The sequence below is a fragment of the Kluyvera sichuanensis genome, assembly GCF_014218705.1.
Classification (GTDB): Bacteria; Pseudomonadota; Gammaproteobacteria; order Enterobacterales; family Enterobacteriaceae; genus Kluyvera; species Kluyvera sichuanensis.
The window spans coordinates 1-13793 of the sequence record NZ_JABBJF010000001.1 but is presented as its reverse complement, the minus strand read 5'-3'; the positions used below and the strand labels follow the sequence as shown (position 1 = coordinate 13793).

The 13793-nt window shown below is 53.0% G+C and carries 16 protein-coding genes; 6 read left to right on the top strand and 10 right to left on the bottom strand.

The window, feature by feature from the left end; genetic code table 11:
• Positions 1-173 precede the first annotated feature (173 nt).
• A complete protein-coding gene (locus HII27_RS00080; protein ID WP_185665957.1) occupies positions 174-620 on the top strand; it encodes a DUF441 domain-containing protein in 447 nt (148 codons plus the stop codon).
• Here the strand turns inward: HII27_RS00080 and HII27_RS00075 are convergent.
• A complete protein-coding gene (locus tag HII27_RS00075; protein ID WP_305067778.1) occupies positions 604-1395 on the bottom strand; it encodes an AraC family transcriptional regulator in 792 nt (263 codons plus the stop codon). The two genes, HII27_RS00080 and HII27_RS00075, sit on opposite strands and share 17 nt — an antisense overlap.
• A gap of 99 nt (positions 1396-1494) precedes the next feature.
• Here HII27_RS00075 and HII27_RS00070 point away from each other — a divergent pair, with 99 nt between their 5' ends.
• Entirely contained in the window at positions 1495-2679 is a 1185-nt protein-coding gene (locus HII27_RS00070) for a CynX/NimT family MFS transporter (RefSeq protein ID WP_185665955.1), read from the top strand.
• Between the two features lie 75 nt (positions 2680-2754).
• Here the strand turns inward: HII27_RS00070 and HII27_RS00065 are convergent, their stop codons facing one another.
• Positions 2755-3462, bottom strand: a complete 708-nt coding sequence (locus HII27_RS00065; protein ID WP_447864387.1) for a CTP synthase C-terminal region-related (seleno)protein — start codon at positions 3460-3462, stop codon at positions 2755-2757.
• 137 nt (positions 3463-3599) lie between these two features.
• On the opposite strand from HII27_RS00065, the gene HII27_RS00060 reads away from it, so the two are divergent.
• Complete coding sequence (locus HII27_RS00060; protein ID WP_185665954.1) at positions 3600-3944, top strand: DUF488 domain-containing protein; 345 nt, start codon at positions 3600-3602, stop codon at positions 3942-3944.
• A gap of 30 nt (positions 3945-3974) precedes the next feature.
• On the opposite strand, the gene HII27_RS00055 is transcribed toward HII27_RS00060, so the two are convergent.
• Both HII27_RS00055 and HII27_RS00050 read right to left on the bottom strand, forming a co-directional pair.
• Entirely contained in the window at positions 3975-4280 is a 306-nt protein-coding gene (locus HII27_RS00055; RefSeq protein WP_185665953.1) for a hypothetical protein, read from the bottom strand.
• A gap of 60 nt (positions 4281-4340) precedes the next feature.
• Positions 4341-4589: a putative hemolysin gene (locus HII27_RS00050; RefSeq protein WP_223883114.1), complete on the bottom strand. Its 249-nt coding sequence runs from the start codon at positions 4587-4589 to the stop codon at positions 4341-4343.
• 321 nt (positions 4590-4910) lie between these two features.
• Here HII27_RS00050 and HII27_RS00045 point away from each other — a divergent pair, with 321 nt between their 5' ends.
• Complete coding sequence (locus HII27_RS00045; protein ID WP_185665951.1) at positions 4911-5930, top strand: sensor domain-containing diguanylate cyclase; 1020 nt, start codon at positions 4911-4913, stop codon at positions 5928-5930.
• A 46-nt stretch (positions 5931-5976) separates the two neighbouring features.
• Positions 5977-6081 (top strand): YoaK family small membrane protein, encoded by a 105-nt coding sequence (locus HII27_RS00040; RefSeq protein WP_035897158.1) that lies wholly within the window; start codon positions 5977-5979, stop codon positions 6079-6081.
• Positions 6082-6181: 100 nt separating this feature from the next.
• Here the strand turns inward: HII27_RS00040 and HII27_RS00035 are convergent, their stop codons facing one another.
• From HII27_RS00035 to HII27_RS00015, 5 genes are all read right to left on the bottom strand, one after another.
• Positions 6182-7657, bottom strand: coding sequence for a GGDEF domain-containing protein (locus HII27_RS00035; protein WP_185665950.1), 1476 nt, complete (start codon positions 7655-7657; stop codon positions 6182-6184).
• Between the two features lie 194 nt (positions 7658-7851).
• Positions 7852-8112, bottom strand: a complete 261-nt coding sequence (locus HII27_RS00030; protein ID WP_185665949.1) for a DUF2534 family protein — start codon at positions 8110-8112, stop codon at positions 7852-7854.
• Between the two features lie 368 nt (positions 8113-8480).
• Positions 8481-9116: a carbonic anhydrase gene (locus HII27_RS00025; RefSeq protein ID WP_185665948.1), complete on the bottom strand. Its 636-nt coding sequence runs from the start codon at positions 9114-9116 to the stop codon at positions 8481-8483.
• A gap of 103 nt (positions 9117-9219) precedes the next feature.
• Positions 9220-10479: a sensor domain-containing diguanylate cyclase gene (locus HII27_RS00020; RefSeq protein WP_185665947.1), complete on the bottom strand. Its 1260-nt coding sequence runs from the start codon at positions 10477-10479 to the stop codon at positions 9220-9222.
• A 305-nt stretch (positions 10480-10784) separates the two neighbouring features.
• Entirely contained in the window at positions 10785-11009 is a 225-nt protein-coding gene (locus tag HII27_RS00015; protein ID WP_185665946.1) for a hypothetical protein, read from the bottom strand.
• A gap of 246 nt (positions 11010-11255) precedes the next feature.
• Here HII27_RS00015 and HII27_RS00010 point away from each other — a divergent pair, with 246 nt between their 5' ends.
• On the top strand, positions 11256-11651 hold the full coding sequence (locus tag HII27_RS00010) for a DUF1398 domain-containing protein (protein WP_185665945.1): 396 nt from the start codon (positions 11256-11258) through the stop codon (positions 11649-11651).
• Positions 11652-11777: 126 nt separating this feature from the next.
• On the opposite strand, the gene HII27_RS27345 is transcribed toward HII27_RS00010, so the two are convergent.
• A partial coding sequence (locus tag HII27_RS27345) for an Ig-like domain-containing protein (RefSeq protein WP_185665944.1) occupies positions 11778-13793 on the bottom strand: 2016 nt, incomplete at its 5' end.

Below are 13793 nucleotides of genomic sequence, written 5' to 3'. Positions count from 1 at the left end.
GGTTAAATAATCAGGCAAATGCCTGAAATCCTCGCCAAAGATTGAAAAAGACCTGTCTACGCCCCGCTTCTTGCGTACAGTAGAGTGACTTACAAGTAGCCCGGCCGAGCGCCGCGACGCCGGGAGACGATAATGCACGCTCTTTTTCGCTTTCTGGCAAGGATTACCGTTTTATGATCGATACCACCCTACTGATCCTTCTGGGTCTGGCGGCGCTGGGCTTTATTAGTCACAACACCACCGTCGCCGTCTCCATTCTGGTTCTGATTATTCTTCGCGTCACCCCGCTCAGCACCTTTTTCCCGTGGGTCGAGAAGCAGGGGCTCAGCATCGGGATTATCATTCTGACCATCAGCGTAATGGCCCCTATCGCCAGCGGCACGCTGCCAGCCTCGACGCTGATCCACTCTTTCGCCAACTGGAAATCGCTGGTCGCTATCGGCGTCGGCGTATTTGTCTCGTGGCTCGGTGGGCGCGGCGTGACGCTGATGGGCACTCAGCCGCATCTGGTGGCCGGGCTATTGATTGGCACCGTGCTGGGCGTGGCGCTGTTTCGCGGCGTGCCGGTGGGGCCGCTGATTGCGGCGGGCCTGGTGTCGCTGCTTATTGGGAAGTCGTAGTCAGCGCCGCCAGATAGCGCCCCGGCGTCTGCCCAAGCCCTTTACGGAACATGGTGATAAACGCCGTGGTGGAGTCATAGCCCAGCGATAACGCCACCTGCTGGACATTCAGGCCGCGCACCAGCATTTGCAGCGCAAGGATCAGCTGCAGCTGATGACGCCAGCGACGGAAATTCAACCCGGTCTCTTTCACCACCAGTCGGGCGAGGTTACGCTCGCTCATGGCAAAGTGCTGGGCCCATTGTGCCAGCGTCTGCCACTGGGCAGGCTCGGCTTCCATGGTCTCAACCATCAGGCGAATTTTAGGGTGTGCAGACACCGGTAGCTGTAGTTGCTGCTCCGGCTGCTGCGGAAGTTCATCGAACAGCACCTGAATCAACCGCTGCGTCTCCGGCTGCTGGCGTTGCGCTTCATCCCGTTGCGCCAGCGACAGAATCAGCTCGCGCACCAACGGCGATATTTTCAGCGTGCAGCAGTGCGCCGGCATCTGCGCTGCGCCAGGTTCAATAAACAAAAAGCACAGTTCAGCCTGCGGCGTGGCGCGGTTGCTGTGCGGCACTTCGCCGGGAACCCACACCGCAAACTGCGGCGGCACCATCCATAAAGCGTTCTCCACTTCGCAGGTAATGGCGCCGTGTAGCGCGAGGATCAGCTGACCTTTACGGTGCTGATGCAGGGGGATGTACTGCTCCCCTTGTGCCACTTGAATCCCAAACGCCACGGCGGCATCCTGATGGCTATCCGGGTGATAGCCGCCTAATCCGAGTCCCAGCATCATTTTGTCCGATTTTAGCGATAATATGTCATTTTAGCTTGATTTCAACAACCGCTAAAGCGGGTATTGTAGTGCTCCCACTCTTTTGTCGAGATGACTATGTCTGAAGTTACGACGTCTGCCAGCCGCCGCTGGCTGCTGATTATTGGTATTTTATTGATTGCCTCGACGCTGCGCGTCACCTTTACCGGCGCCGCACCTTTGCTCGACGCCATTCGCGATGAATATGGCCTGACCACCGCACAAACCGGGCTGTTAACCACCCTGCCGCTGCTGGCGTTTGGTCTCGTCTCTCCGCTGGCCGCCGGGGTTGCCCGTCGCATCGGTATGGAACGCAGCCTGTTTATCGCCATGCTGCTGATTTGCGCCGGAATTGCCGTGCGCTCCCTGCCGTCGGTGACGCTGATGTTTACTGGCACCGCCATCATTGGCTGCGGAATTGCGCTGGGCAACGTGCTGCTGCCTGGGTTAATCAAACGTGATTTTGCTTCGCAGGTGGCGAAGTTTACCGGCGCGTATTCGGTGACGATGGGCGCGGCGGCGGCACTCGGTTCTGCACTGGTGGTGCCGATTGCGCTTAGCGGCTTTGGCTGGCGCGGCGCGCTGCTGATGCTGATGGTCTTCCCGGTACTGGCGCTGCTGTTCTGGCTGCCGCAGTGGAGAGCTGCAAAAACTACGGCCATCTCCGGCAGCGGAGCCATGCATAACCGCGGCATCTGGCGCTCGGCGCTGGCCTGGCAGGTGACGCTGTTCCTGGGTCTGAACTCGCTGGTCTACTACGTGATTATTGGCTGGCTGCCGGCGATTCTGATTAGCCAGGGCTACAGCGAAGCGCATGCCGGTTCTCTGCACGGCCTCCTGCAACTCGCCACCGCCGCCCCCGGTTTTGTGGTGCCGCTGATCCTGCATCGGATGAAGGATCAACGAGGGATCGCCATTACCGTAGCGTTGATGTGCGCCGTCAGCGCGCTGGGCTACTGGCTCTTTCCCTCACAGGCGGTGCTCTGGACGGTTATCTTTGGCTTTGGCTCTGGTGCCACAATGATTCTGGGCCTGACTTTTATCGGGTTGCGCGCCAGCTCGGCGCACCAGGCCGCGGCACTTTCGGGGATGGCGCAGGCGGTGGGGTATCTGCTGGCCGCCTGTGGGCCTCCGCTGATGGGGAAAATTCACGATGCAACCGGCGCATGGCATCTTTCGTTGATGGCAGTGGCGATCATTGCGCTGGTGATGGCGGTGTTCGGCGGGCTTGCCGGACGAGACAGAGAGATTAACGTCGAATAACACGTAGCCCGGCCGAGCGAAGCGACGCCGGGGAAATCCCGGAGTCGGCGTACCGCCTCGTCCGGGCTACTTTTTTTACTGGGCGGCGGCGTGCAGGAATGCCTGCACCAGCGGCGCCGGACGTCCTGCCAGAGCGTTACGCTCGTGCTGGAACAGCGTCGCCACGAAGAACGGATGCGTCACCAGTTCCACCGCGCGAATATCCCCATTATCGTCCCAGCCGGTTACCCGCAGCGGCAGCGATTTCAGCGCCTCGGCGAAGTCGGCGGAGATACCGTAGTTGCAGTGATAGCCCTCTTCGATGCTGTCGCGGCCATAAGCGCGCGCAATCAGCGTATTGGCACGCAGTTCAATGGTGTCGCTCTTTTCCACCAGTGAGCAGGTCAGCGGCGCAATCACCATCCGGCCTTCGGTATCCGTTTCCGCATGAGCCGCATCTTCCCAACCCATCACGTTGCGCGCGTACTCCAGAATAGCGTGCTGGAACCCACCGCAGGTGCCGAGAAACGGCAGGCTGTTTTCGCGGGCGTAGCGTACGGCGATTAATGCCCCTTCGGTATTCTGGTACGGGCTGGCAGGCACCAGCCAGATACCATCAAAGTCAGCGAGGCTATCGGCGCTGTGCACATCACGCGTGGCAACCCAGCGATATTCAACGGGCACTTCCAGCACCGCGGCGGCATCGTCAAGCGCCAGCGGGATCGCCTGATGAGCAATCACATCAGCGTTATAGTCGCCCACGAGGGCAATGCGAAGAACGGGGGTCAGTGCAGAGTTTTCCATGAGAGGTCCTTATGTGCAGACGTTTCGAACGGCATAAGGAGCCTCAGACTAGCGATGTCGTCACGCTTTAGCAATACCCAGAGGGCGAACACAACCAATCTTTGTGGTATGGTCGAATGGAACAAGGGAGGAAGGATATGATCCAGTGTAAACGCGTATATGACGACGCAGCACCTGACGATGGTTACCGTGTTCTGGTGGACCGGTTGTGGCCACGTGGTATCAAAAAGGAAAACCTTATCTACGATGAATGGTGCAAAGACCTTGCCCCTTCAGCCGAGCTGCGTAAGGCTTATCACGGCGAGGTTATCGACTTTGCCACCTTCTGCCAGCACTACCGCGAAGAGCTTTCGCACCATCAGGATGTAGGCCAGCGCCTGGCCGACATCGCGCAAAAGCAGGGACTAACGCTGATTTATGCCGCCGCGAACACCGCGCAAAACCACGCGCGCGTGCTGGCCGACTGGCTGAAAAATCGCTAGCGCCTGAACGCGATGTCTACGGGCATCGCGTTACCCCACTAGAGCAGCCTGCTCCTGCGCCATCAGCGCATCCGGCGTTAACGGCAGCAAATATTCTGAACGCACAAAAGCGAAGCCCTGCTGCCCTTCACCCGCGCTCACTTCACCGGTCACCAGCCATAGCGCACGCGGCGAATCGGCGGCCAGTTCTGTCATCAGCCCGTTAACCGGGTTCAGACAGCGTTCTCCTGGCTTAATCAGCGCAAACAGTTCAACACTCTTGCCGATATTGGCTCGGCCAGCGGCGGTACGGGCACCGATAATAATGGCGATGGTGCCCGGCTTCAGCGAAAACATACGTCTCTCGTTAATCAGAATTATCCTGGAGGCGCAGTGTACTGGATAAGGAATGTACTGTCATTTTTTCTGCGGATGATCGCGCCGCCACAGCGCCCACTCCTCAATCGTTTCGCCACTCGGCAGCTTACAGAGACTGAACTCACCCTTAGCATTGACCTGACGAATGCTTTCACCTCCCTTCTGCTGACAGTACACCGCAGCAGGATTAGCCATACCGATTTGCGGCGGTGGTGGTGCATCCGGCTCGGCCGATTTTGCACACCCAGCAAGCAGTAGAGGCAGTAGTAAAACGTAGCGACTAGACATCATTTCTCCTTGGTTTCACGCTGGAATTTAGCTTTAAACTCCATAATTTCTTCAAATTAGCTACACTTTTGCGACGTAAAGTACGTCTCGTTCTCAACTGACCAGAGAACAGAACATTCCATAATCAATGAGTTATTTTTGCCCCATCTCCCCCGATGGGGCTTTTTTTATCTGTAATAAGAAACAGATAACCTTCCGTTACACACCTTTTAGCCACACAGTGCTTACGTTCTGGATACATAATGTATAAAATTTAGTGAGTCCGGATTTCATTTAGGGCGAAAAACCACCACTCACGCTATCGTAGGGACCCTTGTTTTCATGTCAGATATTATTCTTGCCCGGGTATCACAAACGCTTGCCTCTGAACAATCGCTTGAGAGTCTTGTTCGCCAACTGCTTGAGATGCTTGAACTGGTGACCAATATGGAATCCACCTATCTGACGAAAATTGATACTCAGGCCGACCTGCAGCACATCGTATACTCGCGCAACAGCGGCGAGATGAACATCCCGGAAAACTTCTCCGTCCCCTGGGGCGACACTCTGTGCAAGCGCGCCATGGCCGACGGCTGTTTTTACAGCGACCACGTACCTGAGCAGTGGGCCGACTGCGATGCGGCAAAAGCGCTGGGGATCACCACCTTCCTCAGCACGCCTATCCATCTGACCGACGGCTCCCTGTACGGCACCCTGTGCGCCACCAGCACCCAACAAAAGCCGCTCAGCTTTAACAGCGAGCATGTGTTGCAGTTGTTTGCCAGTATCATTGCCCGCTATATCGAAAAAGAGTCGCTGGTTTCGCAGCTTCAGGAAGCTAACGCCGCGCTGATTTATCACTCCTACACCGACGCGCTGACCGGCCTACCGAACCGCCGTGCGGTGTTTGAAAATCTGGAGACCTTGTTCTCCCTCGCCCGGCATCTGAACCATTCGGTGCTGCTGGCGTTTATCGACCTCGATAAATTTAAGATGATCAACGACTGCTACGGCCATCAGGCTGGCGATGCGTTTTTACAGCAGGTGGGCCAGCGGCTAAAGCTCGGCATCTCGCCTGATGACCAGCTTGGCAGACTGGGTGGCGATGAGTTTATGGTCGCTACCCTTGCCCGCGCGACGGTGCAGCTTGAGCAGTTTGCCGAAACGCTGCGTCAACTCCTGGTTGGCGATTACCTGCTCGGCGACACGTTGATTCACTATCCCGGTGCTAGCATTGGTGCCGTTGTGGTCGATCCACACCTGATGGACCCTGACAGCGCGCTTCGCGCCGCCGACAGCGAAATGTATCAGGATAAAAAATTCCGTCATCGCCCGGAAATTAGCGCCCAACGGGTCGAATAATTACAGTATCATACGCGCTGTTTTGGAAAACATTCAGGATGTCACAATGAGATTGGGTATCGCCTTTCCCATCGTTATCTTTATTATCGCCGTGATCTTTCTGGCCTGGTTTTTTATAGGCGGTTACGCACTGCCGGGAGGAGCACAATGAGAAAGACCACGATTATTATGCTGATCGTCGCCGTCATTACCGTCGTAGGCGTTCAACTCGGCTGGTGGTAAACCGGAGATAAGCCGCGCTTCTGCCCGGCTTATCGTCTTTCGCCACGGCGATTTTTCATCTGATACATCTCTTCGTCAGCTTGCTGAATGGCCGCATCCAGCGTCGTGACGCACGGCGCTACCCCCCAGGATACCGATAGCGGCACCTGTTGCCCCTGTGGGCTGAACGGGAACACCGCAATCTTTGCCGCAATCCGCTCAGCAACCATATGCGCATGGGCGATATCCGTCCGGCTCAGCAATACCACGAACTCATCGCCGCCGCTGCGAATGACCCAATCCCCGTTCGCTCGAACATCGTTCAACATACACTGCGAGATGGCCTGCAGCGCCCGGTCTCCGGCCTGGTGGCCATAGTTATCGTTGATCGCCTTAAACTTGTTACAGTCAAAAAGAATAACCGTCATAAAAGGCAGCCCGCGCTCCTGAATAAGGGCAAAAATATTGCGCGTAAAGCAGCCGGTTAGCGGGTCACGGTAAAAGCGCAGGTCAGCGTGGTTAAGGTGATAGCGGATCAACAGGAACAGTAAAAGCAGCAGCACCGGCGCCATCGCCAGAATCGTCAACGCATAGGGGTTGTGCGCGATAAATAGCCACACCGGGAGCGCATATTTAATTTCATAGCGCGATGAGACCGTATGAATACGGTAGCTATCCAGCCAGCGGCAGTTGCCGACAATACACAGCACTTCGCCCGTTTCTCGACTTTGATAGCCCAGAATTAATCCCGATGGTACCTGTTGATTGAATGCCTGGTTCAGTATCCGCTGCAGCTCGACCCGTGAAAGGTCATAGGCCAGATAGCCGATGATATGGTTACTTGGTTCACCTTCAGAGAGATCGTAGATATAGCTCACCACGCTGTAGGCCTTATCGCCGGTAATTTTGTCGGCGTAAAAGGTGGTTGAGCTAAGGGATTTTTTACGCATGCTTTTTTGCAGCACGCGGTCATAGAACATTTCCGGTTCATGGAAGAACTGGCGCGGGTCATTAGCCATCTGCGAGGTTTCAAAGCTAAACGGCACGGAATCAGCGGGCGTAAACCAGTAAAACCAGCGGCCGTCGCTGGCAATAATATAGCGATGGATATCGTGCTGCTCAGGGTTGAGCGCCCGGATTTTATCCCGGATATATTCGGCAGCCACATAGATACAGCGGGCGCTGCGCTCGGGGCTACGGGTAATCAACGCGCCATGCTGCTTATCGATATTTTTGGGATCGGCGTTAATTCCCCAGGCGCCACCACGGGGCTCGAAAACATCGGCATCGCCGCACAGATAGTGGCGGCTTATCTGCTGGTAACGTACGCCCGCGGCTTCCGCCATCAGTTCGTTATCGTTAAACATCGTCACCATCTGGCTTTGCATCGCGTTAACCCCTTCGCTCACCTGCGACAGCGTACGCTGGTACAAGAAGAAAACGGCAAGGCAGATGAGCAGAAAAGTGACCGCTACCGAGGCAAGCAGAGACTGCTTTTTACGCAAACTATCCTGAATAATTCTCACTGACACCCCGTACGGATGGGTTAATTCCCTGAAACGCCACCCGCGCAGTCAGCCGCTGCGTCCGGTACGTCTTCAATACGTATCAGATCATTATGGCTGAGAACTTTCGCAAGCGAGAATTTGATCCTGTCAGGAGTTAAGCGGAATGGCAATACCCATTCAGGCGGGTGAGCGCAGGGGCTCACCCGAGGTGATTACTGCTGCTCTTCGGAACCTAAGAAGTAAAATCCCAGTGGGATAGAGCACAGGACGGTAAATATTGAGCTGTAAACCATCACCATCGCCCCTTGCAGGACAAACATGCCGGTTGTCCACTCAGCGTATGGCAGATTATATTCTCTGACCACACCACCAAAGGTTGCTCGCCCTACCACCACTAAAGCAATGGCAAATACTACTACCGCACACAGCAGGAATTTCTTGCCGTTTGGTGTCCGCAGTTTTTCCAGAATCATCGCATCCTCCCGACGCCGATCGCATGATATTTCGCTGTATTTGTAACATTAATGAAGCATAAGTTGAATGTTTTTGTTTGCGATGAGTAAAGGACTGGCAATAAAAAACGGGCGCGCGCGGCTCCCGTTTTAATTACTGTCATCATGCTAAAGCATGAGCGCAGACGGCCAGATTCAGTCTTTCGCCGGAGCGCCTTTCTTCTCCAGTTTGCCAGGTTTAACACAACGGCAGCGGAGGACAAGGCCATGGCCTGGCAACCTTTTCTTTATGTGATTACGAATGCGTCGCCCCGGCGCTCCGCAAAACGCGGCAAACTGAGACTGGTGAAAAACCGTTAACGCTGCCCGCAGGCAGCGTACGGTGGCGATTACTCGAAGAAGACTTCCGGGTTATCGGCCAGGGAGACGAACGTTTTGCTGTTTTTATCCAGTGCACGAATGGCACCGCTTTCGATGTCATATACCCAGCCGTGCAGGCGAATCGCGTTGTCGCGCAGGCCCACGGCCACCGACGGGTGCGTCTTGATGTTATTCAACTGCGCAATCACGTTCTCTTCCACCATCGCGTTCACCTTATCGGTTTCAGTCGCGTAGGTTTTCTTCTCGACAACCGCTTTCGCCGCGTCGGAATAGCGCAGCCAATGGGAAACCGCAGGCATCGGTTCCAGACACTGACAGGTAGCAATGGCTTTCATTGCGCCGCAGTTAGAGTGGCCACAGATAACAATATCGGTCACGCCCAGCGCGACAACCGCATACTCAATCGTCGCCGACACCCCGCCCGGCTCCGGGCCGAAGGACGGTACGATATTACCGGCGTTACGGATGACGAACAGCTGCCCCGGCTCCTGCTGGGTGACTAACTCTGGCACCAGACGGCTGTCGGAACAGGAGATGAACAGCGCTTTAGGATTCTGGCTGGAAGCCAGGCTACGGAAGAGTTCCTTACGTTGAGGAAAAACTTCTTTCTGAAAGTTGAGGAACCCTTCAATGATATGTTGCATAGCAGTATCTCTTTTTCGTTTTTACGCAGGTCATGATGAAAATCACATTTTCAGTGTACCACCTGCGCGCAGAAGGGAAAGTACTCAATCGTGTAACCTGACGTTACCTGCTGACAACAACTTTGTTTCGCCCGCTCTCCTTCGCGACGTATAACGCCTTGTCAGCAAACGAAATGCACTCATCGGCGGTGAAACGCTTTTCTAATGAGGTAAAGACGCCGATGCTCACCGTCATTGGCTCCGGGGTCAGATTCGCTCCCGCTTTTGCCGTCTCCGATTCAATGCGCCCACGAATGCGCTCTGCTACCGTCAGCGCCACCTGCGCAGAGGCGTTATGCATCAACACGGCAAATTCTTCGCCACCGATGCGCGCCAGAATATCGCATTCACGGGTGGCGTTTTTTGCTAACTCAACGACGCTACGTATCACCGCATCCCCTGTCGGATGTCCATAACGGTCATTTATACGTTTAAAGTGATCGATATCCAGAATCATCAGACTGATGCTCTCACCAGCTGCGATCAGTTGCTGCAGCTCTTTGTAGAAATAGGCACGGTTGTAGATACCGGTCAGAGGATCGTGTATCGAGAGCATGGTGGAATTTTTGTGCATCAGGAAGATGTCATAGAGCAGCACGATGATCACAAAGAAGGTGCAGACCACCTCAATGCCGCGACTCAGATACCAGACGGAGAAATTGTACTCATTCAGGTTCAGCAAAATCAGATTGCTGAAGAGGCTCGAGATGCAGAATGCCGCAATGCTCACCCACAGCAGGTTCCTGAGTTGAGTGATGACAATTGCCAACAGCAGCGTCATAAACCAGCCTGCCACAATCAACGCGCTGTAGTAACTGCTCCAGGCGTTACGGTCGTGACCGTTCGCTTTATTAATCAGATTCAGCGAGATCTGCGGATTGTAGCTGGACAGGTTGTGGGCAAATATCGCCAGAAAGAAAACCGCGAATGCCAGTAGGATGACCAGTGCTTCATCTTTACCATTCGGGCTAATGTTCTTCTTCAGCAAATAGGCGTAGTAAAGTGCAAAAAGGATGGCGACGATAAACGTGACCTGGCGAAAAAGATAAAATATAGCCAGGTCATTGGTAATCGCATTAAGTGGAATACACACAGAGATAAGTTTTTGGATTAGCGTTACGGCCTCTACGCAATAAATATCAGAGCCTAAAAAACCTAATCCAAGAATAGCTACGTATAGTAGTTTCCTATTACAGATAAACTGGAAAAACATAAAGAAAAAGATAATCGCATCCAGCAGTAAAAGCAGTCCAGTAAATACCAGATAGTAAATATCAGGGATCACAATCCGATAGGTTGCCAGATGGTTAGCCAGCACAAACATGCCAACAAGTATCAGGCATGCGATGATTAAGAAAAAACTAACCCGAGGGGGTATTCGATGACAGCGCTGGCCCATATAGAGTCCTCCATGACTACTTCAACTGTTATAATCCTCCGCCATGTATGAGCATATTGCGTTTAATCAATATTTATTTTTATAAACCTTTATCGAACACAATATTAATTGAATAAGGTTGACCTTTCGCCAACAAAAATAAAAAAAAAAGCCAGGATATTTTTTATCCAGTAATAGCATATTTGCTGTCAGGGGGGAGTCCTAAACCGCCCGAAGGCGGTATCGGGACGTTACTCTGTGATTTCCAGCGCATCCTGGATAGCATCGGCGAGCGCGGCAACTTCCTGAGAAACGTTGCGCAGGTCCATCTGGGAGCGGATCCCCGAATTTGCGGTGGATGCAGAAACGGAGGCTTTGGAGATCTCCAGAGCAGCCTGAACGGCCAGTAAGCGCTTGTGGTTTTCAGCGGCATCAACGCCGGTGGCGCCGTCAAGATCGAAGTACCCTTCTAACATTGTTCTCTCCTTATGATTTCTTGCCCAGTGTAGGGTGATATGTGCGATCGCGCTATCAAATTCGCTATCGGCAATAGCAATACTTAGTAACAATTAGAATACTATTACCATTCTCTTGCAGACCTTAAAATGTCAGCCGTAAACTATTAGAATTTTAATTTATTTACAAGTTAACTATTCATCACCACAATTCAATCAAATAATAATAAACATCAATACAACATATGGCATACATCAGGAGCGTAAATGGAATTTAATGAAATGCTCAGAGGTTTTTTTGAGCAGGTCCGAAATGAATCAGACTTCCTGCAATTCTTAACAGAATTAAAACAAAATAATATATCGTATTACATTTACTTCGTTGCGACGGGGAACGTAAAGGTTGTGACCTCTTCTGATTCTTACGTTTCGATGAAAAGTGACCGTGGGCTCATTAAAATTAACTCAGAGGCCAGCGGTTGCCTGACGCGAATTGCCGCCAAGCGCCATTTCACTCACGTTACCGCCTTTGATCAGTATTGTCGGGAGCTTGCCAGAGCCGGTGTGTTTAAATGGGTGGTGGATGTCAATGAGGTGAATCGCTATTACTGGTCAAAAGACAATCAGCTTTTGCACACGGAAAATATCATTAATCCTACGTAATTATTTTTAGACATAATAAAAGACCGTTAAGTACTGCGTTAGCCCCGCGACAAAACGTTTTATTATCGCAATAAGATGACCGCCGAAGCGGTCATCTGAATACAGATAGCGATACGTCGTAAACCATTAAATGACTGGCGTGTCCGGTTTTGCTATCAGGTCATTAATATTAAAATCCCCGGCAGAACAGTGCTCAACCGTGATGCTCATTGTGGCACCAGAACTTAGCTCTCCGTTGGTATTAATTTCGATAACCGCATTACCGTTACTGTCATCCGTGATTCTGATATAAGAAGCGAGATCGGTCTCGGCAACATCCCCCAGCAGATCGCTTAAATCAATGCGATCGCCTTCGTCGACTCTGAAGTCTTTAATGACATCGTGCCCGTCATCGCCTTTAAGCCAGGTGAACGTATCGCTGCCACTTCCGCCGTACAGCGTGTCATTGCCTTTGCCGCCAATCAGAATATCGTTGCCTGTTCCGCCGTAGAGAGTGTCATTGCCCTCACCGCCGTACAGCAGGTCGTTTCCGTCGCCACCATGTAGCACGTCATCAGAACTTCCGCCGCCCAGCGTCCCTAATTTACTGACATCGTTGCGAAGCGCATTCATCATCTCGTCAACCGTCATGGCACTATTACCAAGCAGGTTTGCAAGCTCGCTGAACGAATTAGGGCCGTCACCAATCAGAATGTCGTCGCCATGTCCACCATAAAGCGTATCGTTACCTTCGCCGCCGACAAGCAAATCATTACCACCGCCGCCAAAGATAAGGTCGTTTCCTGTTCCCCCAAACAGAGCATCCTTACCGCCCGCTTCCGGCAGCAGGCCATCGAGTCGCTCCTGATTTTCGGTGATCCAGACATGCATTTGAGCATCCGTCGCAGGCTGATCCAGCTTCATTTCAGCCGTGATGTAACTGCGTAGATCGGCCGCTGTCCCATCATCTCCGGCAAACGAGGCGATATCCCCGAAAATGATATCGTTCCCGGCCCCAGCGTTGACGATATCATCGCCCGGAGCCATCACACCCTCTTTCCCCTGAATAGCGGCGGCAAGATCGCTAGGGTCGATGCCCGTCAGGCTACTCTTATCTGAATCAAATTTATCCAGAGTCGTTTTATTGACCCCAGCGCCAAGACCAATCGCTTCAACGTCAGATATCGCGTTAAGTTTGTCAAATGCGTCAATGGTGGTTCTTTCGCTATAATCACTCGTCTTATTACTCCCTGAAAGGTTCGGTTCTCCATCGGTGATAAAGTAAGTTATATTTTCAGCGCCCGTATTATGGTTTTTGAACCAGTCGGTCGCCGCATTAAAGGCATCGTAGTAATCCGTGTTGCCATTGGCTGTAATGCCCTTGAGCACCGTTTCAAGTCTGCTGAGAGCATTAGGGTCACTGAGATCGATCGTCAACTTTAATGACGCATCGGCCGCAAAGGTAATCAGACCAATGGTTACGGTACCCGCTCCCTGCCCCGCAGACTGAATTAGCGACTTAACGACCTCCAGGATGGCATTTTTAGCCGGCGTGAGACGATCGATAGTAACCCTTCCATCTTTCTTGACCATACTGCCCGATGTGTCCAGCACAAAACAGATATTGTAATCCTGCCCCTGTAGGATAATGTTTCCTTTCACGTCAGCCAGCACAATATCGCTATCGCCGGTGGTTCCGCTGACCGGGGAATCGCTTTTCGCGGTGCCTTCGACAACGTTACCTTTCTCGATGTCATATCCGCGCTCTTTTGAGGCGGTCACCTCGTTGCCATACTTATCAGAAGAAGCCACGGACGCTTCAATTTTCAGATCGCTATCGTTTAGCAGTGAAGAAGTTGGCACATCAATCTTGTAGACCAACGCCCCATCGACCTCAACGACCGTGCCGAAATATTTCTCTCCCCCGATAGACAACGTAACTTCATCGCCCTCGCTCGCCCCTCCGGTTACCTTACCGGTGATGGAGGTGGTGGGCTCATCGATATCAGAGAAATTCAGCACATCGTCATTGGTGATAGGATCGATGGTGATCTCCACTGACAGCGGCGCCGGAGCCACGTCCGTACTGGCACTCTCCGGCACCTCGTTACCGTACTTATCTGACACTTCAACCGAGGCCGTCACCGTCGCCCCGTCCTTAAT